Below are 26,069 nucleotides of genomic sequence, written 5' to 3'. Positions count from 1 at the left end.
AGTTGCCCAAGTCTGCCGCAATGCGCCTTGCCCAAAAATACTGGCCGGCAAAATCAGATCCTACCTACTTTTTGAGGTAGGAAATGCCCTCAGTGGTGCGCCTGTACAGGTCACCGATCCCAATACGGCACACTCCCAAAACACTCCACAAAGTAATCAATCACCGTGCGCACCTTCAGTGACAGGCGCCGGCTTCCCGGCCACAGCGCCGCAATCTGCTGCGGCTCAAGGGTGGTCGCCACTTCATAGTCGGTCAGTACTGCCTGCAAGGTGCCCGCACGCAAGCCTTCGCCGATCAGCCACGAGGGAAACACCACGAGCCCCAGCCCCTGCTCGGCGGCGTGGGTCAACGTGTCGGCGTGGTTGCCGGTGATCGGGCCCTTGACGCTATAAGGTGTCCATTCGCCCTGGCCCTTGCGGAAGAACCAGCGTTGCTGGCCGGTAACGCCTTTGTAGGCCAGGCACTGGTGGTTGACCAGTTCGTCGGGGTGCCGGGGCGTACCATGCCGGGCCAGGTACGCGGGGCTGGCGGCGAGGCGAAAGCGCTGGGGCGCGAAGATGCGTGCCTGCATGCTGGAGTCGTTGAGTACGCCGATGCGGAACAGCAGGTCAGTGCCGTCTTGCAGTGGGTCGACGTAGGTGTCGGTTTGCTGGATATCCAGTTGCAGCTTCGGGTAACGGCGGCACAATTCGCCCAGCCACGGTGACAGGTGACGCTGGCCGAACACCATGGGCGCATTGATACGCACCAGGCCGCTGGGCTCGCTTTCCTGTTCCTGCAGCGCCTGGCCGGCGGCTTCCAGTTGTTCGAGCATCAACCGCGCATGCCGCCCGAGCAGGCGGCCGGCCTCGGTGGGGCTGACCGCGCGGGTGTGGCGGTACAGCAACTGTTGGCCGAGGGCCTGTTCCATCAACTGGATTTGCCGGGAAATGGAGGAGGGCGCCAGGCCCTCGCGACGGGCGACTTCGGAGAAGCTGCCGAAATCCAGCACCGCGACGAACAGGCGCAGCGCCTTGAAACTCAATTCATTCAAGCCTTGCATCATGCCTCCTGGCTGTGCGTTTTACGCAAAGGTGTTGTCTGCATGCTCCCATTTATTGCACAGAAGAGCCACTGGATAATGCGCGCCATCCAATCCTTTATTGATGTGCAGGTGATGTATGCAAGCAAGTTCTATCGAGGGCGTGGCGCACGCCAAGCCGAAAAAAAACCTCTTGCGGCTGCTGTTATTGCCGCTGGTGATCCTGGCGGGCATGGGCCTGTCGGTGGAGGCGGGGTTGCTTGGGCCGTTGGGTGTGCAGGTCGGCCATTTGTGGGCAACCCTGAGCATTTTCGGGGTGGGCTCGGCAATCCTGTATCTGCTGTTGTTGTTCAGCGGCCCGCAAAAAGGGCCGGCGCTGTCCGAGCTGCCGCGCTGGCAGTTGATCGGCGGTTTCCTGGGGCCGATCTACGTGGTGGTGCTCACGCTTGCCACGCCGCATATCGGCATTGCGATGACCATGATCGCGATTTTGTCCGGTCAGGTCGGCAAGAGTGTGCTGATTGACCATTTCGGCTGGTTCGGTGCGGCGCGCAAGCGGGTCAATGGTGAGCGCTGGATTGCCCTGGCGCTGATTGTGGTGGCACTTGTTCTGATTGCACGAGGTTAAGGCGATGAATCTGATTCTGTTACTGGTAGTCGTGGTTGCCGCAGGTGCGGTGTTGAGTGTGCAGGCCGCCATCAATGGCCGTCTGGGCCAGGCGGTGGGTGTGTTGCGCGGTAGCCTGGTGACCTTTGTGGTGGGCGCGATTGTCACCGCGCTGATGATCCTGTTCTTTGAGCCCGCCCAGGCAGTGAGCCTGCTGGACGTGCCGAAATGGCAGCTCACCGGCGCATTGTTCGGGGTGGTGTACATGATGGTGATGGTCGGTGCGGTGCCGGTGGTCGGCACGGCCGTCGCCACGGTTGCGGTGATCGTCGGCCAATTGGGCATGGGCATGCTGATCGACAACTTCGGCTGGCTGGGCAACCCGGCGATTGAACTGTCGAGCAGCCGGATCGTGGCGATGGCGTGCCTGGCGTTGGCGCTGGTGTTCATGTACCGCAGCAATACCCGCACCGACTGATGGTTTGAACCATCGCCGGCGGGCCGCAGTCACTGCTTTAGGTGCCGGCGCCCGCCGCACCGGGACGACCATGAAGAAGGAGTCTGACCATGCCAGATAAAACCTGTGCCTGCCCACACTGCAAGTGTGTGCTGGGCGTTGACGCAGTCATGAAGGACGGCAAGGGCTATTGCTGCCAGGGCTGTGCCGAGCACCATGCCCATGGCGAGCCGTGTGCGGCGGCCACCGGCTGCGAATGCGCGAAGTCAGCCAAGGGCTGAATGCGGTCAAAAATGTAGGAGCTGGCTTGCCTGCGATGGCATCGCCTGGGTGTGCCTGATGTACCTAGGTGCCCGCATCGCCGGCAAGCCAGCTCCTACAGATCTAACCACTCAGGCCGCCTTCGCAGGCAAGCCAGCTCCCAAAGGTATCGGTGTTCTGTGGGCTACTGAGTTTCCAGTTCAAGCCGCAGGCTATGGTCTGACAAACGCTGACGGTCCTTCACGATGGCGCTGGTGCGCCGCCCCTCCAGCGCAAACACCACGGTGTGTGCCGCGTGCAGGTCATCCGGCAAAGGCTGGAACACTTTCAGCACTGTCCAGCCAGGCTGTTGCTGCAAGCTCACCTGGCATTCGACATGTTTGGCCATTGGCCCGAATAGAGTGTCCTGGGTGTAGTCAATGCGCGCCTTGCCATTGACCCGTACCGGTAAATCCATGGTTCTCTCCCTGATCAAGCCTGGGCGCGCGCATCCGAGCGGCGCCATTGCACGTTGGTAATGCCGAATTTTTCGGCCTGTTGCTGGCTGGTCTTCTTCACTTGCTCGCGGGCAAAGCGGCCGATGCGGCCCACGCCCGCGTCACAACTCGCCCAATGCCACGCTTCAGGGGCATCCAGTTTTTCCAGGCGAATGATGAACGACTTGGGTTCGCCATGCAGGGTGTAGTCGATCACAAACAGTTTTGCGTTATTCATTGGTCCATTGACCCTCCCGGTATAAGCAAGTGATCACCCACGGCGGTAAAAATTCACTCGGATTGTCGAGCGGTGGTCATTACCATGGCGGCTCACCCCTGATTGATGTGCTCCCATGGCCCAGGCCGCGCCTCCCGACCTCAGTGATCACGCCGTTCCCGTGCAGCCTCTGGCGCGCACGTATCCGCGTGGGCTGTACGTAGAACCCCACAGCCACGACTGGGGCCAGTTGCTCTACGCCATGAGCGGCGTGATGTGGGTCGAGACCCCGCGTGAAGCCCTGGTGGTACCGCCGCAGCGTGCCGTCTGGCTGCCGCCTGGGGTGGAACACGGTATTCGCGTGGTGTCGGATCTGCAGATGCGCAATATCTACCTGCGCCCGGCGTTGGCGGCGACGCTGGACAGCCAGGTGCAGGTGATCGAAGTCGGTGGGTTGCTGCGGGAGCTGATCGTCACGCTGGTGGACGAAGGCGACCACGGTGACGCGGCGTACTACGACGCACTGGTCAGCCTGGCCCTGATGGAGTTGCAACGGGCACGCCGCTCGCAGATCCGCATCGCCATGCCGGTGGAGGCGGACCGCCGCCTGATCAATGCCTGCCAGGCGGTCATGGCCGCGCCGTCCCTGGAGATTCCTTTCGAACACCATGCCGAAACTGCCGGCGCCAGCGTGCGCACCCTGGCGCGGCTGTTCCAGAACCACCTGGGCATGGGCTTTGCCGAATGGCGCCGCCAGGTGCAACTGGCCACGGCGGTGGCGGAGTTGATCCAGGGCCAGTCCGTCAGCGGCATCGCCCGTTCCCTCGGCTACTCGCCCAGCAGTTTCAGCGACATGTTCCGCCGCGAACTCGGTGTGGCGCCTTCGCACTACGTGGGTTGAGGGTTTGGCCGAAATCCTGAAGCACTTGGCCGATGCTTCAGGATCCGCCTCTCTACACTGAGCGCAACCACCCACACGGCGCTCACCCCCCATGAACTACCTGATTTCTCTCGCCATCGGCCTGTTTGTCGGCGTGCTCTACGGCGCCCTGGATTTCCGCTCGCCCGCGCCGCCAGCCATCGCCTTGATCGGCCTGATGGGCATGCTGCTGGGCGAAAAGCTCTGGCCCATGGGCCGGCAGTTGGTGGGCACCTGGTTGTCTTGATCCCCTTTTTCTTCGATGGATATTGGCCATGAAAGCACTGCAATTCACTGCCACCGGCGATCTTGCCGCCCTCACCTTTGTCGACGTCGCCACCCCGGTGCCGGCCCCGGGTGAAGTACTGGTACAGATCAAGGCCGCGGGCCTCAACCCCAGCGATGTCAAGAACGTGCTGGGCCGCTTCCCCTACACCACGTTGCCGCGCATTCCCGGTCGCGACTTTGCCGGTGTGGTCGTGGAGGGACCGCAGGAACTGGTGGGCCAGGAAGTCTGGGGGACCGGCCGCGACCTGGGGTTCTTTGCCGACGGTTCCCATGCCCAGTACCTCATCGTGTCGGCCAAAGGTGTGGCGCATAAACCCACCCACCTGAGTTTCGTCCAGGCCGCCAGCCTCGGTGTGCCGTACACCACCGCCTGGGACGCGCTGGAGCGCAGCGGTGTGGGGAAAGGCACGCGGTTGCTGGTGATTGGCGCCAATGGTGCCGTGGGCAGTGCGGCATTGGCTTTGGCGAAAGTCCGCGGCGCCCAGGTGCTGGCCGCCGTGCGTCGACCGGAGCAGGTTGAAGCCTTGCAAGGGCAGGGCTTCGAGGCGATTGCCCTGGGCAAGCCGGAAGAGCTGGGTTCGCAGGTGAATGCCGTGTTCACGGGCGGCGCCGATGTGATCTTCGACACCACCGGTTTCTGGCTGCCGGCCGCCGTGGCAGGCCTCGCGCCGTTCGGTCGTATCGCGATCATCGCGGCACCGGTGGACGGCCATGTGCAACTGCCGGCCCTGGCCTTGTACCGCAAGGGTGGTTCGGTGGTGGGGATCAATTCGTTGCTCTACAACTGCGAGCAATGCGCGGTGATGCTGGAGCAGTTCGGTCGCTTCTTTGATGAAGGCTTGCTGCCGCTCCCCACCGGCCTGCGTGAAGTGGCGCTGGCCGACGGAGTGCAGTGTTTCGAAGAAGTGAACCGGGGCAGCGCCGACAAAATCATCTTCCTGCCCTGACACGGCTCCTACAGAATCATCAGGCTTCTGGAACGCCTTTTTCCCATGCGGACCAGTTCTTCAGGATTGCCTGTACCAGCGGGTTACCCGTGCGGTACAGGTTCTCCAGCGCCGGCACAAAGCCGCCTTGATCGGCGTACTTCAGCAGGTTGTCCACTTCGCTGTAGCCAGGGTACGGGCGGTCGAAGTCCGAGCCTGCACGCACCACCGCCAGGCGCTGGATATCCACCAGGCCTTCGCGGCTGGCGCGCAGCAGGGCTTCATAGGTGGAATTGTCTTCCTGCTGGGTCGTGCAGTACTCGCCTTTGTTGTCGGTCAGCAGCTTGGTCCAGACTTCGGCGCGTTCGCTCAGGCGTGTGCCCGAGAACCAGGTGTTGCCCGCCAGGGTGTCGCAACGGGTGACTTGCGGCGGCAGGTTGGCCGGGGCCGCAGGGTAGTGTTTGCGCCAGGCGCTGGATTCCTTGCTTTCGGTGAGCTCGACTTTCTGCGACAAGGCGAAGGCCTTGGCCTGCAACTTGGGGTTGAGTTCAAACACTTCGGTCTTGTAGTCCAGCGGCGGTTTTTCGTTGGGGCCCTTGGTGTTGATGCCTATGTAGCCGGTCGGCCAATCCTTGGGGGCATCCCGTGAATCCAGCTCCCACTGAGTACCGAACTCCACCAGGTAATGCGCCCAGGCGGTGGTGCCGATGGTGCCGTGCTTGGGGCTGATGCCGGCGATTCCAGCGATCAGGAAGTAACTCTGGCGCAGGTCGAACTTGGGCGACAGTGCCAATGCCAGCGTTGACGCGGCGGCATTGGTCTGGCCCATGCCGGTCACCAGCAGGCACACGTCCTGGGTGTTGCAGCGGATCACCGGGTATTCGGCGGACAGCCCCGGCACGCGCACTTCCTGCTTGAGTTGCAGGCGATCGATCCAGGTCTGCGCCTCGGGGGCGAACATGGTGATCAGCATCACCTTGGGTTTGATCGGCGCAGGCGCATCCGCCAGCACCACGTGGGGCAGCAGGGCCAGGCCGACGGCCATTGAGAGACGTTTGAACGCTTTCATCTGAAGCTCCTTGATTAGAATTGATAGCCCACGCCGGCGTAGTAACCCCAGCCATCAGAGCGGGCGCGGAAGTTGCCTTCGCCGAAATTCAACTCGCTGCCGTCTTCCCAGTTGCCGCCGTTATGGAAGTAACGGCCGACCAGGGTGAAACGCAGGTGGGTAAACGAATACAACAGCACGTTGGTGGCGACCACGGAGTTGGCGGTGCGCGCCGGGTTGTCCTTGTGCAGGTCCGAACCGAAATCGTAGTTGGTGAAGCCGATATAGGTCAGTGAAGCACCGTTGTCGAACTTGCCGATGGGCACGATGTACTTCATCTGCGCGCGGTAGCCGTCCCAGGAGTATTCATTGCTGGCGCCATAGTTTTCCCACTGGTAACGCCCGTAGAAGTTGGCCGACAGGTTGACCCGCGAGTGGGTGTCGATGTCCGTGCCGAGGCCGCTGTACAGGGTATTGGCGCGGTTTTCCTTGTTGCTGCCGTGGTCGTAGATCCAGTCGAACGCTACGTACCATTCCTTGAAAGGCCCGATGGCCAGGCTGCGGCCCGCCAGGTAATCGATGGAAATACGCGGCTCATGCTCCATGAACACCGGCGAGCCATGGTCCCACACGCCTTTGTCATTACTGTTACCGATGGTGAGGATCTTCGGCACGTCGATATAGCCGTACAACTCGAACGGCCCCTTGCGGCCGAAGTACTCGTATTCCAGGTAGACGTCATCCTGCGGTTTGGGGCCGAAGCTGATGTCTTTGCTGCCGATCAACGTCAAGTCCTGGTTGAACCAGTCCGACAGGTACGCGCCTTTTTTTGCCGGGCTGGCTTCAGGGCTGAGCGTTTCGCCCTGTGCTGAGTCATCGACGGGTTTTTCCTGCGCCAAAATGGGCGGGCTGAGTACTCCCGTAACGGCGGCCAGTAGCAGGGAAACACCAAGGGAAGCAGGGTGCCGTGAGGTGTGATGCATTGAAAATCCCTATTCGTACGCGGTTTGGACCCGATTCTCGGGTAGAGGTGAACCTGGTGGCCAAGTTCGTTCCGCAAACGTTTGCACAGGCTGTACCAACTTTGCTCAATCGATTGATCAGCCTTGAAAAAAACGGGATTAGTCGACCTTTTGGTCAGAATTGACTGGGTGTCATTTTTTCAATGCGTTGGAACAGGTGCATGGCGGTTTCCCGTCGATAGTCACTCGGCGTCTGGTTCATTTCGATCCGGAAGTGTCGGTTGAAATTGGACAGGTTGGCGTAGCCCACCTCAAAGCAGATGTCCGCCACCGACATATCACTTTGCAGCAACAGCCGGCAGGCGCGCTGCACGCGAAACTTGCGCATCAGGTCGATAAAGCCGTGGCCGGTGTTGCGCTTGAAGAAGCGCGAGAAGCCCGGTTCGCTCATTTCCAGCTGTTGGGCGATCACCGACAGGCGCACATCGCCCGTCAGCTCGCGCATCAAATAGTCGAACGCCTTGTTGATACGTTCGGCGCTGCGCGCATCCAGGGTCGGCGCGTAGCAGGCGCTGGCCAGGGCCTTGACCTGCGGTGCTGGCGCATTTTTCAGGGTGTCGAGCAGTTGCAGGAACAGGATCAACCGTTGCAGGCCATGGGCATTGCCGATGGCCTCCATCAGATGCGCTGCTTTCACAGCCGTCTCGCCAATGAACTCCAGGCCACGGCGAGCCTGTTCGAACAACGCCGACAGGTCTCCGAGCTCCGGCAGGGTCTTGCGCAGGGCGAGGAGGGCGGCGCCGTCGAATTGCAGCACCACGTCGCGGCCGGTCAGGTATTCACCGGGGGCCAGTTCGCCGATCCAGTCATGGGGCAGGTCGGGGCCGATCAGCGCTACATGCCCGGCGCTGAAAGCGCCGATGTAGTCGCCGGCCACCAGCTTGCCGCTGCCCTGGCGGATCAGGTGGATTTCGAATTCGGGATGGTGGTTCCAGCGCGCCAGGTCATAGGGATAGTCATGTTCGAACCAGCGAAAGCAATGATCCGGTTCGGGCAGGATCACTTCGAGTTCGGCGGGGCGGTGTTCGAACAGCTTGGCGCGGCTGATGGGCATGGTGATGCCTCTTTTATTGGCAGGGTCGTCTCAAAATACGCGGGTTGGCAATGGCCACGCTACTCCCGGTTTCGCCCGGCACTGATACTTTTTTAACGTTCAGGCGCCCGTTAAAAAAGTATCAGTCGCGCATCCGCCACGCGTTTGTGAGGGCCTGGCCAAGCTGCTGTAATCGACGCTCAACAACAAAAACAACAGGTGGAAACCGCTATGTTCAAGCTCCCGCAAGCGTTGTTCCTGCTTTCCGGCCTGGCGTTGGCCATGCCCAGCCATGCCGCCGACACCGTCACCATTGCCACGGTCAACAACAGCGACATGATCCGCATGCAGCGCCTGTCCAAGGTGTTCGAAGAACAGCATCCGGACATCAAGCTCAACTGGGTGGTGCTGGAAGAAAACGTGCTGCGCCAGCGCCTCACCACCGATATCGCCACCCAGGGCGGCCAGTTCGACGTGCTCACCATCGGCACCTACGAAACCCCACTCTGGGGCGCCAAGCACTGGCTGGAACCCCTGACCCAGCTGCCGGCCGATTACGACGCTGACGATATCTTCCCCTCGGTACGCCAGGGCCTGTCGGTCAACGATACCCTGTATGCGCTGCCGTTCTACGGCGAAAGCACCGTCACCTACTACCGCACCGACCTGTTCAAGCAGGCAGGTCTGAGCATGCCGGCGCACCCCACCTGGACCCAGCTCGGCGAGTTCGCGTCCAAGCTCACGGTCAAGGACAAGGACCAATACGGCATGTGCCTGCGTGGCAAGGCCGGCTGGGACGAGAACATTGCCTTGCTGAGCACCATGGCCAACGCCTTTGGTGCGCGCTGGTTCGACGAACAGTGGAAGCCCGAGCTGACCAGCCCCGAATGGACAGCGGCCGCCAACTTCTACGTCAACACCCTCAAGCAATACGGCCCGCCGGGCGTGTCCAGCAACGGCTTCAATGAAACCCTGGCGCTGTTCAACAGCGGAAAATGCGCGATCTGGGTCGATGCCAGCGTGGCCGGTTCCTTCACCACCGATAAAAGCCAGAGCAAGGTCGCCGACAGCGTAGGGTTTGCCGCCGCGCCCACGGAAGTCACCGATAAAGGTTCCTCGTGGCTCTACGCCTGGTCCCTGGCGATCCCGGCCACCTCCAAGCACAAGGACGCCGCCAAGGCCTTTATCAGCTGGGCGACGTCCAAGGCTTATATCCAACTGGTCGCCGACAAGGAGGGCGTCACCAACGTACCGCCTGGCACGCGCCAGTCCACCTACAACGAGGCGTACCTGAAGGCCGCGCCATTTGCCCAGGTAACACTGGAGATGATGAAGCACGCCGACCCCGCGCACCCTTCGGCCAAACCGGTGCCGTACGTGGGCATCCAGTACGTGACCATCCCTGAGTTCCAGGCCATTGGTACTTCGGTCGGCAAGCTGTTCTCGGCCGCGCTGACCGGCGGCATGTCGGTTGACCAGGCCTTGCTGCAAGCGCAGTCCAGCACCGAGCGCGAGATGAAACGCGCCGGCTACCCGAAATAGTTTTTACAGGACTCTTCAATGAAACGACTCGAAGGTAAGAGCGCGCTGATCACCGGATCGGCGCGCGGTATCGGCCGCGCCTTTGCCCAGGCCTACATCGCCGAAGGCGCCACGGTGGCCATCGCCGATATCAACCTGCAACGCGCCCAGGCCACGGCCGTCGAACTGGGCCCGCAAGCCTATGCGGTGGCCATGGATGTCACCGACCAGGCTTCCATCGACGCTGCGATTGCTGCCGTGGTGGCCCAGGCCGGCAAGCTGGATATCCTCATCAATAACGCCGCGCTGTTCGACCTGGCGCCCATCGTCGACATCACCCGCGACAGTTACGAGCGGCTGTTCTCGATCAATGTCGCCGGCACGCTGTTCACCCTGCAGGCCGCCGCGCGGCAGATGATCAGCCAGGGCCATGGCGGCAAGATCATCAACATGGCCAGCCAGGCCGGACGCCGGGGCGAGCCGTTGGTGGCGATCTACTGCGCGACCAAGGCGGCGGTAATCAGCCTGACCCAATCGGCGGGGCTGAACCTGATCAAGCAGGGCATCAATGTCAACGCCATTGCACCGGGCGTGGTGGACGGTGAGCATTGGGATGGGGTGGATGCGTTGTTTGCCAGGCATGAAGGCTTGGCGCCAGGCGAGAAGAAGAAGCGGGTAGGGGCAGAGGTGCCGTTCGGGCGGATGGGCACGGCGGAGGATCTGACTGGGATGGCGGTGTTCCTGGCCTCGAAAGAGTCCGACTACGTGGTGGCCCAGACTTACAATGTCGATGGCGGCAACTGGATGAGCTGACCCAAAAAACTTGTAGGAGCCGGCTTGCCGGCGATGAGGCCCTTGAAAACTGCGCAATGCCCAAGGCCGCCATCGCCGGCAAGCCGGCTCCAGGGGGTGGTTCACTCGGCAAAGCTGCGATCAAAGAAGTAAATGTCCCCGGGTTTCAGGTTCTCCACCGTCGCCTGGGGCCTGCCGCCTTCACCGTTCTTCTTGCGCCCGGTCTCGCGCAGATACCCCGCCTCAGTCAGCTTCAACAGCCGCTGGCGAATACTGGTCTTCAACACCGGCCGCTCCAGCACCAGGGAAAAGATCGTGGTCGCTTCCGGCGCACTGAATTCATCGCCCAGAAACATCAGCGGCAAGCTGCTGTACAACGACTTGGAAAACAGCCGCTCCTGCACCGCCGCCACGATGCTGTTGTGATCGAACGGGAGCTTGATGCTGCCATCGGCCACCGCCTTCAGCGAAAACCAGCCCTGGTGCTCACCCAACTGCGTCTCCTCGCCCACGATCGCCAGGTAGTAGGTGGACGACGACCAGCACCGCGGGTCGCGAAATGCATCGCCCACCGTACCCACTTGCTCGCTCCAGGCCAGTCTCAGCCCGACCTTGTCACTTGCACGCAAACGCTCCACCGCGTCCTGGAGGCTCAGATCTTGCACGCCGCCATTCACCACGACACCCGGCAGCGCCCAATGCCCGGCGAACGGCTCGGCTTCGCGTTTGTTAAGCAGCAGTTTCAACTCGCCGGCGGTGCGGCAGTAAAACAGCACGCACAGGTCGACCGTATGGAGGTAGGGGCTAAGGGGCATGTTGACGTCCTTCTAGACAGCAGTAGGGCACAGTCTAACGGATCGAACAGATATGTCATGTACGAGCCCCAGCATAGATAACCAAATGTTTCTTGCAATGAAAGTACATGACGTGTACTTTTATTTCCAGACCACAGGAGAACCACCATGACCCTTGCGAAAACTGCCATTGCCTCATTCGATGTCGACGCCCAGAAGAGCTTCACGCCGCTGTGCCCCGACGAATTGCCTGTGGCCGGCGGTGACCAGATCGGCGCCGAGCTCAACTACATGGCCAGCCTCGCCGGCCATCGCGTCGGCAGCAAGGACGCCCACACCCCGCACGCCCCCTGGGTGGTGGCGCAGCACAGCGAAATGCTGCAACCCACCGGGCTGGCCCACGCGGACGTGACCTGGGTGAGCCACTGCGTACCCGGCACCGAGGGCTTCACCCTGCTGGACGCGTTGCCCACGCCCTATGACTACGACTATTTCATCTGGAAAGGCGTCGAACCCGACCTGCACCCCTACGGCGCCTGCTACCACGACCTGCACGACAAACTGTCCACTGGCGTGATCGAGTACTTGAAGGCCCACGGCGTCACCCGCGTGATCGTCGGCGGCCTGGCCCTGGACTACTGCGTCAAGACCACCGCATTGCAACTGCTCAAGGCCGGCCTGGAAGTGGTCCTGCACCTGCCGGCGTGCCGGGGCATCAGCGCGGAGGGCGGTGTACAGGCGGTCAATGAACTGCTCGAGGCCGGTGCCGTCATCAGCAGCACCCGCGAAGAACTGGCCGCGATGGCCACGCGTTAAGGAGAGACACCATGGAAAGTGCATACGACTATGAGTCCCCGGTGATCCAGGGTTTGCTCGACACCGACTACTACACCTTCACCATGATGCAGGCCGTGTTGCACCAGCACCCGAATGTCGACGTCGAGTACAACTTCATCGTCCGCTCGAAGGAAAAACTCGGCCACCTGATCCCCGAGTTGCGCGCCGAACTTGAGAAGATGGCCGGCCTGCACATGCGCGAAGGTGAACTGCGCTTTCTGTTCAACCCACGCTTTCGCGAGTACCTCACTCCGGACTACGAGCGCTTCCTCGGCCTGTTTCGCTTCAACCTGCGCTATATCCACGTCAGTGAAGTCGATGGTCAACTGAACATCCGCGTAGTCGGCCCGATGCTGCACTGCATCATGTTCGAACAGCCGGTACTGGCCCTGGTCAGCGAACTGCGCAACCGCGACAAATACCCCGACGTGACCCTGGAAGACGTCACCCGCAAGCTCTACCAGAAGTTCGACTGGCTGGAGAAAAACCTCAGCCGCGATGAGCTGGCCGACCTGCGCGTCTCCGACTTCTCCACGCGCCGGCGCCTGTCGTTCAAGGCGCAGCGCGAAGTGGTCGACATCATGCGCCGCGACTTCCCCGGCCAGTTCGTCGGCACCAGCAACGCGCACCTGGCCTACGAATTCGACCTGCCGCTGATCGGCACCATGGCCCACCAATGGCTGATGGTGCACCAGCAACTGGGCCGGCTGCGCGAAAGCCAGAATGCCGCCCTGGAAAACTGGGTGCGCGAATACCGCGGCCGCCTGGGCATCGCCCTGACCGACTGCATCAGCACTGACTTTTTCCTCAAGGACTTCGACCTGTACTTCGCCAAGCTGTATGACGGTGTGCGCCAGGACTCCGGAGATCCCATCGTCTGGGCTGACAAGGTACTGGCCCGCTACAAAGCGCTGGGCATCGACCCGATGACCAAGGACCTGATGTTCTCCGACGGCCTGAACTTCGAAAAATGCCTGCCGATCCTGCGCCACGTGCGCGGCAAGGCCCGTTTCGGGTTCGGCATGGGCACCAGCCTGGCCTGTGATGTGGAGGGTGTGGAACCGCTGAGCATCGTGATGAAACTGGTGCGGGTGCACGGCGAGCCGGTGGTGAAATTTTCGGATGACCCGATCAAGAACGTCTGCGAAGACGCCTCGTTCTTGCAGTACGCAGCGCAGGTGTTCAACGTCGGCAACGTGGAGGTGTGACATGCAAGACCGTATCGCACGGGAACTGAATATCAACCGCTCGCTGACCCAAGGTGGCGAGCCCGAGGAAATCCAACGGCGCATCGACTTCATCAAGACCACCGTGCGCCATTCAGGCTGCAAGGCCCTGGTGCTCGGCATCAGCGGCGGCGTGGACTCACTGACCGCCGGCCGCCTGTGCCAATGGGCGGTACAGCAATTGCGCAGCGAGGGTTACGCCGCGCGCTTTATCGCCATGCGCCTGCCGTATAAAACCCAGGCCGATGAAAGCGATGCCCAGGCGTCCCTGGATTTCATCACCCCGGACCACATCGACACACTGAACATCGCCACCAGCGTCGACGGCCTCATGGCCAGCCTGACCGCCACCGAGGCCAGCGCCGCACACGTGGACTTCATCAAAGGCAACGTCAAGGCCCGCACACGGATGATCGCGCAATACGCCGTGGCCAACCTGCACAATGGCCTGGTGGTCGGCACTGACCATGGCGCCGAAGCCTTGATGGGGTTCTTCACCAAGTTCGGCGACGGCGCCTGTGACCTGGCGCCCTTGTCGGGGCTGACCAAAACCCAGGTACGCCTGCTGGCCAGCGCCCTCGGTGCACCCGCGAACCTGGTGCACAAACACCCCACCGCCGACCTGGAAGAGCTGGTGCCGGGCAAACTCGATGAACATGCCTACGGTTGCACTTACGAAGAGATCGACGCGTACCTGATGGGCGAGCCGGTGAGTGAGCGGGTGAGGACCCTTGTCGAGCAGGCCTACCTGAAGACCGCTCACAAACGCGCACTCCCCATCACCCCCGTGTAGGAGCCGGCTTGCCGGCGAAGAACGCATCGACAACGCATATCGCCAGGATGCCCGCGTTATCGTTGACGTTTTTCGCTGGCAAGCCAGCGCCCACAGGGGATTGCGGTCAACGTTCGATCGAACGGCTCCAGCGCGCATTCCACTCCGGGCGTGCCTGGTTGACCTGGTCCCAATCAATCGAGATCGCGGTCTGCAAGTAACCCTGCATCGCTTCCACCCGCGCACGGGTCTTGTCGGTGGTTGGCGTGGTCGGGTTCGACGGGATCTGATCACCTTCCTCCAGCGCCGGCGCCTGGGCTTCGGCGGTCAGCAGGAAAGCCGCGAGTTTCTGTGCCAGTTCCGGCTGGTCATTGCGCGCAATCACGCATTCGGCCACGTTCAGCACCACGGCGCCTTCCTTGGGCTGCGCATATTCCATGGGCACGCCAAGCAGTTTCTGGGTGGCGACCTGGGTGGGTGTCAGCGGGAAGATCGCGGCTTCGTCGGTCTGCACCATCTCGGAGATTTTCGCCGAACTGGCGATGTATTCCAGCACGTTGGGGCCGACGGTTTTCGGCCAGGCCTTGAAGCCAGGCTCTACATTGGTTTCGTCGCCACCCTGGATGCGGTTGAACATCAGGAAACCGTGCAGGCCGAAGGTGGACGAAGCCAGGGACTGGAACACCACTTTCTCCTTGAAGCGCGGATCGGCCAGGTCCATCCACGAGGTGGGCGCGGCCCAGCCTTTTTCCTTGAACATCTTGGCGTTGTAGCCCAGGCCGGTGACGCCGAGGGTCACGGCCACCGCTTCGTCCTTGATTTTGGCCTTGGCCGGGATCTGTTCCAGCGTCGGGCTCGGCGCCAGCTTGTCGCACAGGCCCATGGAGATGGCGCGGTACATGATGCCGTCGTCGAGGAACATCACGTGCATCTGTGGGTTGTCTTTGTTGGCCTGGACCTTGGCGAGGATGTCCGACGACGTTCCGGGTACGATCACCACCTTGACGTTATTGGCCTTCTCGAACGCGGGCAGCACCTTGTCGGCGTACACCCGTTCCATGGTGCCGCCGTTCATGCCCAGGTACAGCGTGGGCGCGGCGTGCGCGGTGGAAGCGAGCAGGGCGAGGGACAAGCAGGACAGCGAAATACGTGGGTTCATGGATGTTTTTCCTCTCAGGCTTGGAAACGACGGATGGAAAACGCTTCGATGGGTTGGCGGCCGGCTCCGGTGCAGACGATCTCTGCCAGGGCTTCACCGACCGCGGGGCCGAGCTGGAACCCGGCGCCGGCAAAGCCGAAACCGTGGATCAGGCCAGGTTGGGTGCTGCTGGGACCGATCACCGGTTCGTGATCGGGTAGGTAACCTTCGGTGCCGCTCCAGGTGCGAATCGCATGGGCGCCCTTGAGAAACGGGTAGAGCTCGCCGGCGTTGCGCAGGATCTCCAGCACTGCCGCTTGCCCTGGGCGTGCGGTCAGCGGGCCGAGGGCAAAGCCGCGACCGCCGCCGAGGATGCAATTGCCCCGGGCGACCTGCCGCGCATAGATCCCGCCGCCTTCCACCCCCGTGCTCACATTCATCACCACCGGCAGCGGCTCGGTGACCAGCATCGCCGGGTGCGCCGAGGTGATCGGCACCGGCTCGCCAAACTGCGCGGCGACGGTGCCGGCCCAGGCGCCGGCACAGTTGAGCAACCACGGCGCTTGCAGGTGCAGGCCGTTGGCGCAGTGCACCTGAAACTGCTGGCCGTCATGGTCTATGCCAATCACCTCAGCCTGCTCGTACACCGATGCGCCAAGGCGCTGCGCGGCACGGGCGAAGGCGGGCGATACCAGGCGCGGGTTGGCGTGCCCGTCTTGCGGACACAACGAGGCGCCCACCGCGATATCGCCGACCCAGGGGAAACGTGCACGCAGTTCGGCGTAATCGAGCAACTGCAAGCCCAGGCCAAAGCCACGGGTCTGCTCGGCATACGCCTGCAACGCGGCAAAATCGGCGTGACTGCGTGCCAGCTTCAAATGCCCGGAGCGCACATACTCGCCGTCGATGCCGATCAGTCCCGGCAAGTCGGCCCACAGTTGATGGGCACGCTGCGACAGCGGCAACTGATGCAACGGTCGGCCCTGGCGACGCACGCCGCCGTAATTCACGCCACTGGAATGCGAGCCACAGAAATCCCGTTCCACCAGGGCCACGCGCTGACCTTTCTGCGCGAGCATCAAGGCCGCGGAGGCGCCGACAATCCCGCCGCCCAGGACGATGACGTCGATCATGGCTGCACCTCCACGCCAAACGGCAGCGGCTTGATCGGCGCCTGGCCACGCAAGCGGCCGACCTGTTCGATTGCCCGGCCACTGCGTTCGGCCACAATCTCTGCCGCCGCCAGCCCGCACATGCGGCCCTGGCAGCGGCCCATGCCGACGCGACAATGGGCCTTCACGCGATTGATCTCCCAGTGACCTTCGTCCACCACCGTACGTATATCGCCGACGCTGACTTCTTCGCAGCGGCACACCATCAACGTGTCCGGCGCCTGTGCGGCCCACTGCTCAGGGAACGGGAACGCGGTTTCCAGGCCCTGGCGAAAGCGCTGGATGCCGGCCAGTTGCTGTTCCAATTTGGCGGGGCGGCGCTGATCAATGGCAATGCCCGCATCTTCGAGTAGTGCCAGCGCGGCACGCTCGCCGGCCATCTGCGCCGCATCGGCGCCCATGATCCCGGCACCGTCGCCGGCCAGGTACACACCGCTGACGCTGCTGCGCCCGGCGCTGTCGTGTTGCGCAAGCCAGGCGCGATTCAACGCGTTCCAGGCGAATTCGCAACCGAGCAAATCCGCCAGTTGCGTCTCGCTGCGCAAGGCATGCGCAAAGCCCACGGCGTCGCACTCCAGGCTGTGTTCGCCCCAGCGAATGCCACTGACCCGCTGTTCTCCATCAATCTGCTTGAGCGTGGCGCCCTGATGCACGGGAATCCCATGGGCCGTCAGCCAGGCACGGTAATACAAGCCCTTGGCCAATGTCGCCGGTTGCCCGAGCAGCGCCGGCAGCGCACGGCACTGCGCACTGAACGGTGCGCTGTCGAGCACCGCCACCACCTTGGCCCCGGCTTTGGCGTACTGATAGGCGACCAGGTACAACAACGGTCCGCTACCACAGAACGCAACCCGCTCACCGATGGCGCAGCCCTGGTATTTCAAGGCAATTTGCGCGGCGCCGAGGCTGTAGACACCGGGCAAGGTCCAGCCCGGCACCGGCAGGATACGGTCGGTGGCGCCCGTAGCGACGATGATCTGCGCGTACTCGAGGCTCTCGGCGCGCCCGTTGTTGAGTAGGTCCAGGCGGCCGTCCTCGGCGTTCCACACCAGGGTTTCCGGCCGGTAGTCGATCAGCGGCGCCAACTCATCCAGGGTGCGGTGCACGGCTTGTGCCTTGCTCGCTTCGAATCCGTAGATCTGCCTGGCGCTGCGTTGGAAGCCCAAGGGTTGCCGCCGATAGATCTGCCCGCCACCGCGCAGGCTCTCATCCACCAGGCAGGGTGTGATGCCATGGTCGAGCAACGTGCGCGCCGCGCTGATCCCCGCCGGGCCTGCGCCCACGATCACCACCGGCTTCATGGCTGGCGCCCCGGATCGCGGCTGATCGCCTGGCCTTCTTCCAGCAGTGTCGAGCAGGCGCGTACGCGGCGGCCGTCCTCAAGCCGCACCCAGCAGTCCTGGCACGCGCCCATCAGGCAGAAACCGGCACGTCGTTCGGCGCTGAAGTCGCTGCCGCGCAGGTGCTCGGCGCAGGTCAGTACGGCGGTGAGCACGGTGTCACCGCGCAAGCCGCTGGCAGGCTGGCCGTCCAGGGTAAAGGACAGGGCAGGGCGCTCGGTTTCGGCCAATCGTTTGAACAGGGCCATCAATGTTTCCCCACCAGCACGCGGTCGAGGCCGTAGACCCGATCCAGCAGAATCATGGTGGCCGCCGTCAGCGCAATCACCAGCGCCGACACCGCCGCCATCATCGGGTCGATGGACTCGGTGGCGTACACGTACATGCGCACCGGCAGGGTCTGGGTGGCGGGCGAGCTGACGAAAATCGACAGTGTCACTTCATCGAAACTGTTGATGAAGGCGAGCAGCCAACCCCCGGCGACACCGGGCAAAATCATCGGCAGGGTGATCTGGCGAAACAGCGTAAAGCGGCCCGCACCGAGGGACTCGGCGGCGTGTTCGGCGCTGCGATCGATACCGATTGCCGCCGCCAACACCAGGCGCAGCACATACGGCGTGATGATCACCACGTGGGCCAGCATCAGCCAGGTGAAGCTGCCGTTGACGCCCATCAGCGCGAACAGACGCAGCATCGCCACGCCCAGCACCAGGTGCGGGATGATGATCGGCGACAGGAACAGCGCGCTGAAAAAATTGCGTCCCGGGAATGTGTACCGGCTGATCGCCAAGGCCGCTGGCACGGCAATCAAGGTGGCCAGGGTCGCGGCGGTGAAGGCCAGGATCAGGCTGTTATAGAACGCCTGGATAAAGTCTGCGCGCTCGAACACTGCGCGAAACCAGCGCAGCGAGAAGCCCGAGGTGGGCAGGCTCAAAGTGTTTTCCGGGGTGAATGCCACCAGGCACACCACTACCAGCGGCGCCATCATGAACAGCACCACCAAACCGTGGAAACCGAGGGCCAAAGGACCGTTTCTGGACATGCGCTTAAACCCCCAGGGACTTTTTGTAGCGGCCTTCGACCATGCGGTTCCAGCTCAGCATGATCAGCAGATTGACCAACAGCAGCACCACCGCGATGGTCGCGCCCATGGGCCAGTTGAGTTCCGAGAGGTACTGGTCGTACACCACCGTGGCGACCATTTTCAGACGGCGTCCGCCGAGCAGGCCGGGGATCGCAAAGGAACTGGCGGCCAGGCCGAACACGATCAGGGTGCCGGACAGCACGCCGGGCATGACCTGCGGCAACACGACCTTGCGCATCACCGTGGCCTGGCTGGCGCCCAGCGACAATGCGGCCTGTTCAGCCGACGGGTCGAGCTTCTGCAGGGAGGTCCACACCGGGATGATCATGAACGGCAGCATCACATGCACCAGGGCGATGATCACCGCGAATGGCGTGTACAGCAGCTTCACCGGGCGGCCGCCGAGGTATTGGATGACCTGGTTGACCAGCCCGTCCGCGCCAAGCAACAGGCTCCAGCCGAAGGCGCGCACCACCACCGAAATCAGCAGCGGCGTCAGGATCAGGATCAGGAAGATCGAGCGCCATGGCGTGCCCATGCGGCTGAGGATGTAGGCCTCGGGCACTCCGATCACTACGCACAGCAGGGTCACCAGCGCGCTGATCCAGAAGGTGCGCCAGAAGATCTCGTAGAAGTACGAATCGCTGAACAACGACAGGTAGTGCGCCAAGGTCCATTCATCGGCCTTTACGCCCACCTGGTAGTCGAACACGTTGAACGACAGCACCAGCGTCAGCCCCAACGGCAGGATCAGCAGCCCGGCAAACAGCACCAGCGCCGGCAGCGAGAGCAAGTAACCGCGACTCATGCGTGCACCTCATCCGTCGCCAGTACGCGCAGCAGGTCGGAATGCCAGTCCAGGCCCACCGCTGCGCCGCAACCCAGCGGCGCACTGCCATCGTTGCTGCGCACCACGGTGATTTCGCCGAGGTTGGTATGGACGCGGTACAGCCATTGGCTGCCGAAGAAGTAGCGGTCGAGCACCTTGCCTTGCAGGCGGCCTGAACCGGCATCCTCCAGGCTGATCTTTTCCGGGCGCAGGCTCAGGACCAGCTCGCCGTCGCCGCTCTCATGCCGTACTTGCGGGATGCCCAGTTGGTCGTAATCGCCCGGCAGCAGGTTGGCCTTGCCGACGAAATCCGAAATGAAGCGTGTGCGCGGGTGTTCGTAGAGCTTGTAGGGTGCGTCGATCTGGGTCACGCGCCCGGCCTGCATCACCACCACGCGGTCACTGATCGACAGCGCTTCGGCCTGGTCGTGGGTGACCATCAAGGTGGTGATACCCACGGCGCACTGGATGCGGCGAATCTCGAACTGCATTTCTTCGCGCAGGTTGGCGTCGAGGTTGGACAGCGGCTCATCCAGCAGCAATACCGGCGGTTCGATCACCAGGGCGCGGGCCAGGGCCACGCGCTGGCGCTGACCGCCAGACAACTCGCGTGGGTAACGGTCGGCGTGCGGCGCCAGGCGCACCAGGTCGAGCACGGTCTTGACCTTGCTGGCGATCTCGGCGGCCGGCACTTTGCGCATCTTCAGGCCGAAGGCGACGTTGTCGCGCACGGTCATGTGCGGGAACAGCGCGTAGCTCTGGAATACCACGCCCAGGCCTCGGCTGGCGGGCTTGGCGTGGGTGATGTCGCGGCCGTCGAGCAGGATCTGCCCGCCGCTCACATCGACGAAGCCGGCGATCATTTGCAGGGTGGTGGTCTTGCCGCAGCCCGAGGGACCGAGCAGGGAAACGAACTCGCCTTTTTCCACCGCGAGGTCGGTGGCGACCACCGCATCGACGGCGCCGTAGCGTTTGCTCAAGGCGTTGAGTTGGAGAAATGCCATGTCTGCGTTCCACCTTTTTTGAGTCGCGTCGAAACGCGCTTTTTTGTTTTGGGCAGATGCGAATGAGGTGTTGCCGGTGCGTTGGCGCTCGATCTTGAGTCGGCTGCCGTTAGTTGTTCATTTCGCCCCTGTGGACGCAGATTAGGACGAAGACTAGGATGGGCGGAAGATGGAATTTCACTGAATGGACTATTATTTTCATATTTATTCACTCACCGGAATTTACAAAGAGATTGGTAGTTATGGATTCCACTGATCGAAATGAAAATGGCAAAGAGGTTGGGGCGGGCGGCGTGTCTCGTCTGTTCGCGCTGCTGCGCACCCTGGGTGAAGTGCCGGAGGGCGGCGAACGCGTCACCCAACTTGCGCAACAGGTCGGCCTCTCGCAGCCCACTACCCACCGCCTGCTGCGCAGCCTGATGGACGAAGGCATGGTCGAGCAGGACGCACGCAGCAAGCGCTATCGCCTGAGCCTGGAGTTCTTCGCCCTGGCGGCCAATGCGGGCAAGACCGGCAACCTGCGCGACCTGGTGCGCCCGAGCATGCTGCGCCTGAGTGCTTCATTGGGTGATTCGCTGTTCCTGCTGGCGCGCAGCGGCTTCGATGCGATCTGCCTGGACCGCAGCGAAGGCCCGTACCCGATCCGCACCTTCACCGGCGATATCGGCGGGCGCGTGGCATTGGGCGTGGGGCAGGGCAGCCTGGCGATCCTGGCGTTTTTGCCGGAGGAAGAGCGCGAAACCGTAATCCGCTACAACCTGCCACGGCTCAAGGACTTCCATCTGTATGACGAAGTGCTGCTGCGTTCGGAAGTGGAGAACGTGCGCAACCTGGGGTATGCGGCGCGCAACACCGGCGTGCTGGAAGGCATGGCCGGGTTGGCAGTGCCGATCCTCAATCGCGATGGGCATGCGGTGGCGGCGTTGAGCGTGGCAACCATCAGCGACCGCCTGGGGCCGAGCCGGTTGCCGATGGTGGTGGAGTTGCTCAAGCGCGAAGCGGCGGCGATCGGGCCGCGCATCAATCCGTTCGATCCAACGTTGAGGCGGCCCTCACACACCTTTGGTGGGTAATGCGAATCCGATGTGGGAGCTGGCTTGCCTGCGATGGCGGAATGTCAGCCACTTAGATGCAAACTGACCCACCGCTATCGCAGGCAAGCCAGCTCCCACATTTTTAGATTGCAGCCAACGCGACAGAGGTGGCCGCCGTGCGGGTTTCCACGCCGAGCTTCACATACACATGCTCCAGATGCTTGTTCACCGTCCTCGGGCTCAACCCCAGAATATCGCCGATATCCCGATTGGTCTTCCCGCACGCCACCCAGCGCAACACCTCCACCTCGCGCTCGGTCAACTGGAACCGGGCCGACAGCAGCCGCTGCGCCGGCGCATCTTCCAGCGTCAACACACTCGGCTGCTGCGCCTCCCGCGCCGAGAGCAAAATCCGCGATGTACGCAAATGCGCCGCCACCCGCGCCAGCACCTCGTCGGTCTGGATCGGCTTGGTCACGTAGTCACTGCCACCCACTTCAAAGCCCTGCACCACGTGCTTGGTGTCAGTCAGCCCGGTCATGAACACCACCGGGATATCCGCACTGGCGGGTTGCGCCTTGAGCCGGCGGCAGGTTTCGAAGCCGTCCAGGCCGGGCATCATCGCGTCCAGCAGGATCAGGTCAGGGCGCCGGCGTTGCACGCGGTTCAATGCGCTGAGGCCGTCGAGGGCCACCAGCACCATGTAGCCGGCCTCGTCGAGCGCGTCGGAGAGCATCGCCAGGTTATCCGGGGTATCGTCCACGATCAGCACGACGCCGGGTTCAGTGCTGCGGGTGAGTGCATTCATCTTCGGCCTCCTTGAGAGTTCGGTTGAGTTCATCCAGGCGGAAACCCTTGAGCAGCCCGCGCACCTTGCTGACGAAAGGCTCGGTGTCGGGGCTCTGCGCAAGGATGCTGTCGAGTTTTTCGTGCAGGCCGCGCACGTAGCCGATGGCGCTGAGTTCGGCGAGGGCCGCCAGGTCTTCCGGGCTGGGCAAGACGCTGGGTGGCGGTGGTGGCACCCGGCTCTGGGTGCGCCGCAGCCAGTGCAGGCCCAGGTGCTGTTGCAAGCGCCCAAGCAGTTCCGGCGTGCGCACGGGCTTGGCCAGGTAGTCGTTGCAGGCGGCGGCAATGCTGCGCTCGCGGTCGTCGGTAAAGGCGTTGGCCGAGATCACGATGATGGGCGCCGTGGACAGCGCATTACGGCGGATCAGGCGGCTGGTTTCATAGCCATCCAGGGTCGGCATCGACAGGTCCATCAGGATCAGGTCGGGCGCCAGCAACGCCACCTGGCGGATCGCGTCCTGGCCATTGCTGGCCTGGATCACCTCGAAACCCAAAGGCGTAAGCATGCCGCTGAGCACCTTGCGATGGTCCACGTGGTCATCCACCACCAGGATGCGCCGCCGTTTGCCTTGATAGCCGATGATGTCGTGCTCCACATGCACCACGGCTTGCGGTGCGCGCACCTGGGACAGGAACAGCCGCACCTGGAAGCAGGTGCCCTTGTCCAACTCACTGGTCACTCGCAACTCGCCGCCCATCAATGAGGTGAGCATGCGCGTGATGGTCAGGCCCAGGCCCACACCGTTGTCCTGGCGCATCAGGTCGCCGCGTTCGAACGGCTGGAAAATCCGCTCCAACTGCCCCGGATCGATGCCGATACCGGTGTCGATAATCTCGAAGTTGGCGGTCTCGCGCATATAACTGACCCGCAGGCGCACCTCGCCGCTGTCGGTGAAGTTCACCGCGTTGCCCAGCAGGTTGATCAGGATCTGACGCACGCGCTTTTCATCGCCGCGCACCACCGCCGGGATCTTGCCCACGCAGTCCAGGCGAAAGCGCAGGCCCTTGTCCTGGGCCTGGGGGGTGAACATCTGTTCCAGGTCATGGAGCAGTTCGGGGAAGGGGATTTCCGTCTGTTCCAGGCGCAACTTGCCGGCCTCGATCTTGGCCACATCCAGCAAGCCATCAATCAACGACACCAAGTGCGAGCCGCTGCGCAGGATGGTCGCCAACGCATCCTGATGCTGCTCGGGCATGGCGCTGTCGCGCTGCAGAATCTGGGTGAAGCCGAGGATGCTGTTCAGCGGCGTGCGCAGTTCATGGGACAGCCCGGTGACGTAGCGGCTCTTGGCGGCATTCGCTGCCTCGGAGGCTTCCTTGGCTTGCTGCAGGGCCTGGTCGGTGAGGCTGTGGGCGTCGATTTCCTGCATCAGCAGCAGGGTCTGGCGGTCGGATTCTTCCTGGGCCACGCCACGGCTTTCGCGGGTCAGCACCACCCACCACGCGAGCACGGCGGCCAGTACCGAGAGGGTCAGGAACGCCTTGAAGAATGCCTGGTACAAGGTCTCCGAATGAGGCAAACCCTGCGCCGCCTGCACATAGATCAAGGCCAATGCGCCGGCAAGCATCAACACCAGCGCTAGCAACAACCCCAGGTAATGGGCCAGGCGCGTGTGCAGGCGCGGCATCATCGTGTTGGGCAGCAACCAGCGCAGCACGCCTTCGAACTGGGTGACCAGGCGTGCGTGGGGTTTGCACCGATCACCGCAACGCGCATCCAGCGAACAGCACAGCGAGCAGATCGGCGTGCTGTAGGCCGGGCAGAACGCCATGTCTGCGGTCTCGAACGGGTTGCTGCACAGGCCGCACACCGCGTGGGTCGCGGGCGCGACCGGGTGAATCAGCTGCACGTCGCTGGTGCGGGCGATGTAGTACTTGCCCTGGGTCAGCCAGGCCAGCAGCGGCGCCATGATCAACGCTGTTCCCAGCGCCACGAAGGGCGGCGCCGCCTGGGCCAGGCTGCCGAACAGGCCGAAGTGGGCGAGGATCGACAGCAGCGAGGCAATCAGCATCGAGCCGACGCCCACCGGGTTGATGTCGTAGAGGTGCGCGCGCTTGAACTCGATGTGCCTGGGCGACAGGCCCAACGGCTTGTTGATCACCAGGTCCGCCACCAGCGTGCCGATCCAGGCAATCGCGATATTGGCGTAGAGCCCCAGCACCTGGTCGATCACGTCGAACACGCCCAGCTCCATCAGCATCAGCGCGATGGCCACGTTGAACACCAGCCACACCACGCGGCCGGGGTGGCTGTGGGTCACGCGGGCAAAGAAGTTGGACCAGGCCAGCGAGCCCGCGTAGGCATTGGTCAGGTTGATCTTCATCTGCGAGATGAACACGAACAGCACCATCGCGCCGAGTGCCCATTCCGGCGAACTGAACACGTAGCGGAACGCGACCAGGTACATCTGGGTCGGCTCGGCGGCGCGCTCCATGGGGATTTCATGTTGCAGCGCCAGAAAGGCCAGGAACGCGCCGGCGAACATCTTCAAGGCGCCGGGGATGATCCAGCCGGGGCCGGCGCAGAGCAGGGCGGCCCACCAGCGCTTGCGGTTGGCGGCGGTTTTTTCCGGGAGGAAACGCAGGTAGTCCACCTGTTCGCCGATCTGCGTCACCAGCGACAGTGCCACGGTGCAGGCGGCACAGAACGCCAACAGGTTGAAGTCGCCACCCTCGCTGCTACGCCCGACAAAGCTGGTCCAGTCGCTGAAGGCATCGGGGTTTTTCCACCCTACGAAACCGTAGGGCAGCACCAGCAACAGCAGCCAGATCGGTTGCGTCCACAGTTGCAGGCGGCTGATCAGGGTCACGCCGTAGGCCACCAGCGGGATCACCAGCAGCGAGCAGATCACATAGGCCAGGGCCAGCGGGATATGAAAATACAGCTCCAGCGCCAGGGCCATGATCGCCGCTTCCAGGGCGAAGAACAGGAAGGTGAAGCTGGCGTAGATCAGCGAGGTGATGGTCGAGCCGATATAGCCGAAGCCGGCGCCACGGGTGAGCAGGTCCATGTCCACGCCGTAGCGCGCCGCGTAGTAGCTGATGGGCAAGCCGGTAAGGAAGATCACCATACTGATGGCGAGGATCGCCCAGAACGTGTTGGTGAACCCGTAGCTCAAGGCCAACACGCCGCCGATGGCCTCCAGCGCCAGGAACGACACCGCGCCCAGGGCGGTGTTGGCAATACGCAGCTCCGACCACTTTCGAAAGGACTTGGGGGTGTAGCGCAGGGCGTAGTCTTCCATGGTCTCGTCGGCGACCCAGGTGTTGTAGTCGCGGCGGATCTTGACGATGCGCTGGGTGCCGGGAGGAGGGTGCACGGTAGGATGGCTCCGGGGAGTGGGCAAGGTGGATGAGCAAGTTCCGTGCCCCGATTCAAAATGTGGCAGCTGGCTTTTGTGGTG

28 protein-coding genes are annotated in these 26,069 nt (G+C 62.8%); 12 read left to right on the top strand and 16 right to left on the bottom strand.

Annotation, left to right across the window (positions count from 1 at the left end):
- Window positions 1-110: 110 nt before the first annotated feature.
- The gene (locus tag BM70_RS0109170; protein ID WP_025855734.1) at window positions 111-1,043 is read right to left on the bottom strand and encodes a LysR family transcriptional regulator; all 933 of its coding nucleotides are present in this window, start codon (window positions 1,041-1,043) and stop codon (window positions 111-113) included.
- Between the two features lie 118 nt (window positions 1,044-1,161).
- On the opposite strand from BM70_RS0109170, the gene BM70_RS0109165 reads away from it, so the two are divergent.
- The 3 genes from BM70_RS0109165 (at window position 1,162) to BM70_RS0109155 (ending at window position 2,367) form a co-directional block, all read left to right on the top strand.
- On the top strand, window positions 1,162-1,650 hold the full coding sequence (locus tag BM70_RS0109165; RefSeq protein ID WP_025855733.1) for a DMT family transporter: 489 nt from the start codon (window positions 1,162-1,164) through the stop codon (window positions 1,648-1,650).
- A 4-nt stretch (window positions 1,651-1,654) separates the two neighbouring features.
- Window positions 1,655-2,107: a DMT family transporter gene (locus tag BM70_RS0109160; RefSeq protein ID WP_025855732.1), complete on the top strand. Its 453-nt coding sequence runs from the start codon at window positions 1,655-1,657 to the stop codon at window positions 2,105-2,107.
- An 89-nt stretch (window positions 2,108-2,196) separates the two neighbouring features.
- Window positions 2,197-2,367: a metallothionein gene (locus BM70_RS0109155; RefSeq protein WP_025855730.1), complete on the top strand. Its 171-nt coding sequence runs from the start codon at window positions 2,197-2,199 to the stop codon at window positions 2,365-2,367.
- A gap of 164 nt (window positions 2,368-2,531) precedes the next feature.
- On the opposite strand, the gene BM70_RS0109150 is transcribed toward BM70_RS0109155, so the two are convergent.
- Window positions 2,532-2,804 (bottom strand): hypothetical protein, encoded by a 273-nt coding sequence (locus BM70_RS0109150; protein ID WP_025855728.1) that lies wholly within the window; start codon window positions 2,802-2,804, stop codon window positions 2,532-2,534.
- Window positions 2,805-2,818: 14 nt separating this feature from the next.
- Complete coding sequence (locus BM70_RS0109145) at window positions 2,819-3,061, bottom strand: DUF6555 family protein (RefSeq protein WP_025855727.1); 243 nt, start codon at window positions 3,059-3,061, stop codon at window positions 2,819-2,821.
- Window positions 3,062-3,176: 115 nt separating this feature from the next.
- Here BM70_RS0109145 and BM70_RS0109140 point away from each other — a divergent pair, with 115 nt between their 5' ends.
- The 3 genes from BM70_RS0109140 (at window position 3,177) to BM70_RS0109130 (ending at window position 5,194) form a co-directional block, all read left to right on the top strand.
- Window positions 3,177-3,941 (top strand): helix-turn-helix transcriptional regulator, encoded by a 765-nt coding sequence (locus tag BM70_RS0109140; RefSeq protein ID WP_025855726.1) that lies wholly within the window; start codon window positions 3,177-3,179, stop codon window positions 3,939-3,941.
- A gap of 91 nt (window positions 3,942-4,032) precedes the next feature.
- The gene (locus BM70_RS32250) at window positions 4,033-4,206 is read left to right on the top strand and encodes a DUF1427 family protein (protein WP_081782050.1); all 174 of its coding nucleotides are present in this window, start codon (window positions 4,033-4,035) and stop codon (window positions 4,204-4,206) included.
- A 28-nt stretch (window positions 4,207-4,234) separates the two neighbouring features.
- Window positions 4,235-5,194, top strand: a complete 960-nt coding sequence (locus BM70_RS0109130) for a zinc-binding alcohol dehydrogenase family protein (RefSeq protein ID WP_025855725.1) — start codon at window positions 4,235-4,237, stop codon at window positions 5,192-5,194.
- Between the two features lie 19 nt (window positions 5,195-5,213).
- On the opposite strand, the gene BM70_RS0109125 is transcribed toward BM70_RS0109130, so the two are convergent.
- The 3 genes from BM70_RS0109125 to BM70_RS0109115 all read right to left on the bottom strand — a co-directional run bounded on the left by BM70_RS0109125 (window position 5,214) and on the right by BM70_RS0109115 (window position 8,297).
- The gene (locus BM70_RS0109125; protein WP_025855724.1) at window positions 5,214-6,242 is read right to left on the bottom strand and encodes a purine nucleoside permease; all 1,029 of its coding nucleotides are present in this window, start codon (window positions 6,240-6,242) and stop codon (window positions 5,214-5,216) included.
- A 14-nt stretch (window positions 6,243-6,256) separates the two neighbouring features.
- The gene (locus BM70_RS0109120) at window positions 6,257-7,204 is read right to left on the bottom strand and encodes a nucleoside-specific channel-forming protein Tsx (RefSeq protein WP_025855723.1); all 948 of its coding nucleotides are present in this window, start codon (window positions 7,202-7,204) and stop codon (window positions 6,257-6,259) included.
- A gap of 154 nt (window positions 7,205-7,358) precedes the next feature.
- Window positions 7,359-8,297: an AraC family transcriptional regulator gene (locus BM70_RS0109115; RefSeq protein WP_025855722.1), complete on the bottom strand. Its 939-nt coding sequence runs from the start codon at window positions 8,295-8,297 to the stop codon at window positions 7,359-7,361.
- A gap of 261 nt (window positions 8,298-8,558) precedes the next feature.
- Between BM70_RS0109115 and BM70_RS0109110 the strand changes: the two genes are divergently transcribed.
- Complete coding sequence (locus BM70_RS0109110; RefSeq protein WP_371262131.1) at window positions 8,559-9,818, top strand: sugar ABC transporter substrate-binding protein; 1,260 nt, start codon at window positions 8,559-8,561, stop codon at window positions 9,816-9,818.
- 18 nt (window positions 9,819-9,836) lie between these two features.
- Window positions 9,837-10,610 (top strand): L-iditol 2-dehydrogenase, encoded by a 774-nt coding sequence (locus BM70_RS0109105; protein WP_025855720.1) that lies wholly within the window; start codon window positions 9,837-9,839, stop codon window positions 10,608-10,610.
- 101 nt (window positions 10,611-10,711) lie between these two features.
- Here the strand turns inward: BM70_RS0109105 and BM70_RS0109100 are convergent, their stop codons facing one another.
- Entirely contained in the window at window positions 10,712-11,404 is a 693-nt protein-coding gene (locus BM70_RS0109100; RefSeq protein WP_025855719.1) for an NUDIX hydrolase, read from the bottom strand.
- A gap of 147 nt (window positions 11,405-11,551) precedes the next feature.
- On the opposite strand from BM70_RS0109100, the gene BM70_RS0109095 reads away from it, so the two are divergent.
- Genes BM70_RS0109095 through nadE form a run of 3 tightly spaced genes read left to right on the top strand, consistent with a single transcriptional unit; the run spans window position 11,552 to window position 14,239 of the window.
- Window positions 11,552-12,199 (top strand): nicotinamidase, encoded by a 648-nt coding sequence (locus BM70_RS0109095; RefSeq protein WP_025855718.1) that lies wholly within the window; start codon window positions 11,552-11,554, stop codon window positions 12,197-12,199.
- 11 nt (window positions 12,200-12,210) lie between these two features.
- Window positions 12,211-13,428: a nicotinate phosphoribosyltransferase gene (pncB, locus tag BM70_RS0109090; protein WP_025855717.1), complete on the top strand. Its 1,218-nt coding sequence runs from the start codon at window positions 12,211-12,213 to the stop codon at window positions 13,426-13,428.
- A 1-nt stretch (window position 13,429) separates the two neighbouring features.
- A complete protein-coding gene (gene nadE / locus BM70_RS0109085; protein ID WP_025855716.1) occupies window positions 13,430-14,239 on the top strand; it encodes an ammonia-dependent NAD(+) synthetase in 810 nt (269 codons plus the stop codon).
- A 106-nt stretch (window positions 14,240-14,345) separates the two neighbouring features.
- Here the strand turns inward: nadE and BM70_RS0109080 are convergent, their stop codons facing one another.
- From BM70_RS0109080 to BM70_RS0109050, 7 genes are read right to left on the bottom strand one after another with little or no spacing between them, the layout of a single operon-like run.
- Window positions 14,346-15,377 (bottom strand): ABC transporter substrate-binding protein, encoded by a 1,032-nt coding sequence (locus BM70_RS0109080; protein ID WP_025855715.1) that lies wholly within the window; start codon window positions 15,375-15,377, stop codon window positions 14,346-14,348.
- 14 nt (window positions 15,378-15,391) lie between these two features.
- Window positions 15,392-16,489, bottom strand: coding sequence for an FAD-binding oxidoreductase (locus BM70_RS0109075; RefSeq protein WP_025855714.1), 1,098 nt, complete (start codon window positions 16,487-16,489; stop codon window positions 15,392-15,394).
- Window positions 16,486-17,829, bottom strand: coding sequence for an NAD(P)/FAD-dependent oxidoreductase (locus BM70_RS0109070; protein WP_025855713.1), 1,344 nt, complete (start codon window positions 17,827-17,829; stop codon window positions 16,486-16,488). The genes BM70_RS0109075 and BM70_RS0109070 overlap by 4 nt, the downstream gene beginning before the upstream one ends.
- Window positions 17,826-18,116 carry a (2Fe-2S)-binding protein gene (locus tag BM70_RS0109065; RefSeq protein WP_025855712.1) on the bottom strand — a complete coding sequence of 97 codons (291 nt, stop codon included), beginning with the start codon at window positions 18,114-18,116 and terminating at the stop codon, window positions 17,826-17,828. Before BM70_RS0109065 ends, BM70_RS0109070 begins: the two co-directional genes overlap by 4 nt.
- Complete coding sequence (locus BM70_RS0109060; RefSeq protein WP_025855711.1) at window positions 18,116-18,910, bottom strand: ABC transporter permease; 795 nt, start codon at window positions 18,908-18,910, stop codon at window positions 18,116-18,118. Before BM70_RS0109060 ends, BM70_RS0109065 begins: the two co-directional genes overlap by 1 nt.
- Window positions 18,911-18,914: 4 nt before the next feature.
- Entirely contained in the window at window positions 18,915-19,760 is an 846-nt protein-coding gene (locus BM70_RS0109055; RefSeq protein ID WP_025855710.1) for an ABC transporter permease, read from the bottom strand.
- Window positions 19,757-20,785, bottom strand: a complete 1,029-nt coding sequence (locus BM70_RS0109050; protein WP_025855709.1) for an ABC transporter ATP-binding protein — start codon at window positions 20,783-20,785, stop codon at window positions 19,757-19,759. Before BM70_RS0109050 ends, BM70_RS0109055 begins: the two co-directional genes overlap by 4 nt.
- Window positions 20,786-21,027: 242 nt before the next feature.
- Here BM70_RS0109050 and BM70_RS0109045 point away from each other — a divergent pair, with 242 nt between their 5' ends.
- On the top strand, window positions 21,028-21,858 hold the full coding sequence (locus BM70_RS0109045; RefSeq protein ID WP_025855708.1) for an IclR family transcriptional regulator: 831 nt from the start codon (window positions 21,028-21,030) through the stop codon (window positions 21,856-21,858).
- 103 nt (window positions 21,859-21,961) lie between these two features.
- On the opposite strand, the gene BM70_RS0109040 is transcribed toward BM70_RS0109045, so the two are convergent.
- Both BM70_RS0109040 and BM70_RS0109035 read right to left on the bottom strand, forming a co-directional pair.
- Window positions 21,962-22,627: a response regulator gene (locus BM70_RS0109040; protein WP_025855707.1), complete on the bottom strand. Its 666-nt coding sequence runs from the start codon at window positions 22,625-22,627 to the stop codon at window positions 21,962-21,964.
- Window positions 22,602-25,985 (bottom strand): ATP-binding protein, encoded by a 3,384-nt coding sequence (locus BM70_RS0109035; RefSeq protein WP_025855706.1) that lies wholly within the window; start codon window positions 25,983-25,985, stop codon window positions 22,602-22,604. Before BM70_RS0109035 ends, BM70_RS0109040 begins: the two co-directional genes overlap by 26 nt.
- Window positions 25,986-26,069 lie beyond the last annotated feature (84 nt).

The sequence above is a fragment of the Pseudomonas sp. CHM02 genome (assembly GCF_000612585.1).
Classification (GTDB): Bacteria; Pseudomonadota; Gammaproteobacteria; order Pseudomonadales; family Pseudomonadaceae; genus Aquipseudomonas.
This window is presented reverse-complemented; position numbering and strand designations above follow the sequence as displayed.

Bases quoted from the DNA above. Each gene is read 5' to 3' on its own strand.
- BM70_RS0109050 (WP_025855709.1), bottom strand. From the start codon at position 20,785: ATGGCATTTCTCCAACTCAACGCCTTGAGCAAACGCTACGGCGCCGTC.
- BM70_RS0109095 (WP_025855718.1), top strand. From the start codon at position 11,552: ATGACCCTTGCGAAAACTGCCATTGCCTCATTCGATGTCGACGCCCAG.
- pncB (WP_025855717.1), top strand. From the start codon at position 12,211: ATGGAAAGTGCATACGACTATGAGTCCCCGGTGATCCAGGGTTTGCTC.
- BM70_RS32250 (WP_081782050.1), top strand. From the start codon at position 4,033: ATGAACTACCTGATTTCTCTCGCCATCGGCCTGTTTGTCGGCGTGCTC.
- BM70_RS0109150 (WP_025855728.1), bottom strand. From the start codon at position 2,804: ATGGATTTACCGGTACGGGTCAATGGCAAGGCGCGCATTGACTACACC.
- BM70_RS0109105 (WP_025855720.1), top strand. From the start codon at position 9,837: ATGAAACGACTCGAAGGTAAGAGCGCGCTGATCACCGGATCGGCGCGC.
- BM70_RS0109055 (WP_025855710.1), bottom strand. From the start codon at position 19,760: ATGAGTCGCGGTTACTTGCTCTCGCTGCCGGCGCTGGTGCTGTTTGCC.
- nadE (WP_025855716.1), top strand. From the start codon at position 13,430: ATGCAAGACCGTATCGCACGGGAACTGAATATCAACCGCTCGCTGACC.
- BM70_RS0109140 (WP_025855726.1), top strand. From the start codon at position 3,177: ATGGCCCAGGCCGCGCCTCCCGACCTCAGTGATCACGCCGTTCCCGTG.
- BM70_RS0109155 (WP_025855730.1), top strand. From the start codon at position 2,197: ATGCCAGATAAAACCTGTGCCTGCCCACACTGCAAGTGTGTGCTGGGC.
- BM70_RS0109120 (WP_025855723.1), bottom strand. From the start codon at position 7,204: ATGCATCACACCTCACGGCACCCTGCTTCCCTTGGTGTTTCCCTGCTA.
- BM70_RS0109130 (WP_025855725.1), top strand. From the start codon at position 4,235: ATGAAAGCACTGCAATTCACTGCCACCGGCGATCTTGCCGCCCTCACC.
- BM70_RS0109125 (WP_025855724.1), bottom strand. From the start codon at position 6,242: ATGAAAGCGTTCAAACGTCTCTCAATGGCCGTCGGCCTGGCCCTGCTG.
- BM70_RS0109080 (WP_025855715.1), bottom strand. From the start codon at position 15,377: ATGAACCCACGTATTTCGCTGTCCTGCTTGTCCCTCGCCCTGCTCGCT.
- BM70_RS0109160 (WP_025855732.1), top strand. From the start codon at position 1,655: ATGAATCTGATTCTGTTACTGGTAGTCGTGGTTGCCGCAGGTGCGGTG.
- BM70_RS0109110 (WP_371262131.1), top strand. From the start codon at position 8,559: ATGCCCAGCCATGCCGCCGACACCGTCACCATTGCCACGGTCAACAAC.
- BM70_RS0109075 (WP_025855714.1), bottom strand. From the start codon at position 16,489: ATGATCGACGTCATCGTCCTGGGCGGCGGGATTGTCGGCGCCTCCGCG.
- BM70_RS0109040 (WP_025855707.1), bottom strand. From the start codon at position 22,627: ATGAATGCACTCACCCGCAGCACTGAACCCGGCGTCGTGCTGATCGTG.
- BM70_RS0109100 (WP_025855719.1), bottom strand. From the start codon at position 11,404: ATGCCCCTTAGCCCCTACCTCCATACGGTCGACCTGTGCGTGCTGTTT.
- BM70_RS0109165 (WP_025855733.1), top strand. From the start codon at position 1,162: ATGCAAGCAAGTTCTATCGAGGGCGTGGCGCACGCCAAGCCGAAAAAA.
- BM70_RS0109045 (WP_025855708.1), top strand. From the start codon at position 21,028: ATGGATTCCACTGATCGAAATGAAAATGGCAAAGAGGTTGGGGCGGGC.
- BM70_RS0109070 (WP_025855713.1), bottom strand. From the start codon at position 17,829: ATGAAGCCGGTGGTGATCGTGGGCGCAGGCCCGGCGGGGATCAGCGCG.
- BM70_RS0109060 (WP_025855711.1), bottom strand. From the start codon at position 18,910: ATGTCCAGAAACGGTCCTTTGGCCCTCGGTTTCCACGGTTTGGTGGTG.
- BM70_RS0109170 (WP_025855734.1), bottom strand. From the start codon at position 1,043: ATGCAAGGCTTGAATGAATTGAGTTTCAAGGCGCTGCGCCTGTTCGTC.
- BM70_RS0109145 (WP_025855727.1), bottom strand. From the start codon at position 3,061: ATGAATAACGCAAAACTGTTTGTGATCGACTACACCCTGCATGGCGAA.
- BM70_RS0109115 (WP_025855722.1), bottom strand. From the start codon at position 8,297: ATGCCCATCAGCCGCGCCAAGCTGTTCGAACACCGCCCCGCCGAACTC.
- BM70_RS0109065 (WP_025855712.1), bottom strand. From the start codon at position 18,116: ATGGCCCTGTTCAAACGATTGGCCGAAACCGAGCGCCCTGCCCTGTCC.